Origin of the sequence: Anaerovibrio sp. (genome assembly GCF_024697385.1) — a bacterium.
In the GTDB taxonomy this organism is placed as follows: Bacteria; Bacillota; Negativicutes; order Selenomonadales; family Selenomonadaceae; genus Anaerovibrio.
Genome location: NZ_JAILFV010000116.1, coordinates 1 through 2,506, shown reverse-complemented (window position 1 = coordinate 2,506; position 2,506 = coordinate 1). Strand labels below are relative to the sequence as shown.

The 2,506-nt window shown below is 42.4% G+C and carries 4 protein-coding genes; all 4 read left to right on the top strand.

Features of this window, described 5'->3' with window-relative positions:
- On the top strand, nt 1-346 hold a 346-nt coding region (locus K6C05_RS06360; protein ID WP_296732651.1), incomplete at its 5' end, for a DUF4080 domain-containing protein.
- Nucleotides 347-445: 99 nt separating this feature from the next.
- Nucleotides 446-805, top strand: coding sequence for a hypothetical protein (locus K6C05_RS06355; RefSeq protein ID WP_296732649.1), 360 nt, complete (start codon nt 446-448; stop codon nt 803-805).
- A gap of 9 nt (nt 806-814) precedes the next feature.
- On the top strand, nt 815-1,411 hold the full coding sequence (locus tag K6C05_RS06350; RefSeq protein WP_296732646.1) for a DUF2284 domain-containing protein: 597 nt from the start codon (nt 815-817) through the stop codon (nt 1,409-1,411).
- Between the two features lie 29 nt (nt 1,412-1,440).
- The gene (locus K6C05_RS06345; protein WP_296732644.1) at nt 1,441-2,391 is read left to right on the top strand and encodes a TIGR01212 family radical SAM protein; all 951 of its coding nucleotides are present in this window, start codon (nt 1,441-1,443) and stop codon (nt 2,389-2,391) included.
- The last annotated feature ends 115 nt before the right edge of the window (nt 2,392-2,506 follow it).

Here is a 2,506-nt window from a genome sequence, read left to right as displayed (position 1 = left end):
GCAGCATGGAGATATAGTGGATAACCTGCTGAGATATGATGCTCTTACAGCTGATGGCGGGCAAAACAGGCCTGATTTCCTGAATTGGAATAATGAAAAATATCAGGAGCGGACAGCGGCTTTTTGGCGAGATAGACTGCCAAATGGTTATGGTGCCTCGGCGCTGATTGATGATTATCGTTTCACAAATTGGCGGGAGCTCAATAAAAAATATCATATTGAGGTATTCGATTTTTCAGTGGGAGATGAGGTTATTTTGGCCCGTAAACAGGCGTTGCTGTTTATTTACAGCAACCATGTGCTTGCAAGGGTAATCGAAGTTGATTCACTGAATTCAATAACCTAAGATATATAACGAGCTTTAAGATGTCCCCTTCCTCTTTAGGTGGGGGAAAACAAACTACAACAGCTGGCGAGCATATCTCCCAGCTCGTTGAAACGCTAATTGGAAGATTTTTCTTCTAAAGAAGAAACATTTGAACAATGGCGTTATAATGGGACATTAGAGGAGAAGGTATTGGACCTCCGCAATCAGATTATTGAGATAGACGAAAACACAGTAAAGCCTGAAAGGGAGGCCAAGAAGGTCCGGCATAAGCAGTTGCAGGCTGAATATGACCGTACTTATTCTGAGCGGGTAGCCAGGATGCAAGGTGATGATCCGTATTATGATGAGGAATATTATGCCGAAGGTCATTATGAAGAAGATTATGACGATGATGGCTATCGTGCGGATAGGCATGCAGACAAGCATGCGGGCAGACAACAGCGGGAAATGTCCTCTAATTCCTGGAGAATGAGATAGGGGAACAAAATGACGGATTTTAATGTAGAGACATATATTAAACACCTTTCCATGCAGGAGATGACCCAAAAATATCAGGATATAGAAAAGCACCTTGGATATTGCCAACATTGTCCAAGGTATGGGAAAATATGGTCATGTCCTCCTTTGGATATTGATGTCCAGGTGTTCCTGGACCGATATGATTGGATTTATCTTGTTTGTTCAAAAATCATTATTGACAGTGATATGGTTCAAAAGAAGGATACTCCGGAAAAGATAAGTGCTGTGGGCTGGGATATAATGTCTGCCGTCAAGCTGGATGTAGATGAGAAGCTACGGAAGCTGGAAGGTAAGAGTCCGGGCAGTCTTTCATTATCTGCTACGGCCTGCAATCTGTGTGATGAATGTACAAGACAGGATGGAGGCCTATGCCGATATCCGGAAAAATCTCGTTATGCCATTGATGCATTTGGCTTTTCTGTAGTGGATATTACCAAGGTATTATTTGGAATAGATATCCTGTGGAGCAGTGATCATCTGCCGGAATATTACACCTTGGTGCATGGTTTTTTGACTAAAGATGAAGTGCCGGATAATTTATGGCGTGGCATAAAAATGGGATAGGACTTTTTAAGGAAAGTGAAATATTTCAAATGGATTCAGTATATAATACTTTTTCAGAATATCTTATAAATCGATACGGGGAGAAGACTTATAAATTGCCCATTGCCCTGCCGGTGAGCTGTCCTAACAGGGATGGCACCAATGGTGTCAATGGCTGTACCTTTTGTGGTGAAATTGGTACGGGCTATGAAAACCTGCCGGCTACCATGACAATAACAGAGCAGATAGCGGCCAATAAAGCACATATTGTTCCCAAATACAAGGCAACAAAATTTATTCCCTATCTGCAGAATTTCAGCAATACATATCTGCCTCTAAATAAATTTGAGGCATATCTTTTGGAGGCTGTGGAGGCTGATGGGGTAGTGGCTGTTTATATAGCCACTAGACCTGACTGTATAAGGGATGATTATCTGGCTGTCATGAAAGATATTTCAGTAAAGAATGGCATAGACATATGTGTGGAGCTTGGACTTCAGACAGTGAATTATCACAGCCTAGATAAAATAAACAGAGGGCACAGCCTTGCTGAGTTTGTGGATGCCGTGCTGCGTGTCAAAAGATATGGGCTGTTGGTCTGCAGCCATCTGATTTTAAATCTTCCCTGGGATACTGATCGGGATGCCATTGAAGCTGCCCATATGATGTCTGCACTTCAGGTTGACCAGGTCAAGCTGCATGCACTTTATATAGTCAAGGGTACGGAAATGGCCAGACAATATGCGGCCGGTGAATTTCAGCTTATTGGGCGGGATGAATATCAAAAGCGTGTCATACTGTTTTTGAGGCATTTGTCCCCGGATATTGTCCTGCAGAGAATTATAGGCAGGGCGCCTGCAGAAAATACCCTTTTCAGCAACTGGGGCACCGGCTGGTTCAAAATAAGGGATGGAATAATAAGGCAGATGACAGAACAGGGAATCAGGCAGGGGGACTGCTGCAATTATCTCAATGGGCCTGCATTAAGAAAATTTACATAAAGGACAATGAAAAAAGCTCGGACTGCGTATATTAAGCAATCCGAGCTTTGTTATTGAGCTGATATTTATTGGCTTATTGAATTAATCCCTGCACTATAATTACAAAAAGCATAAT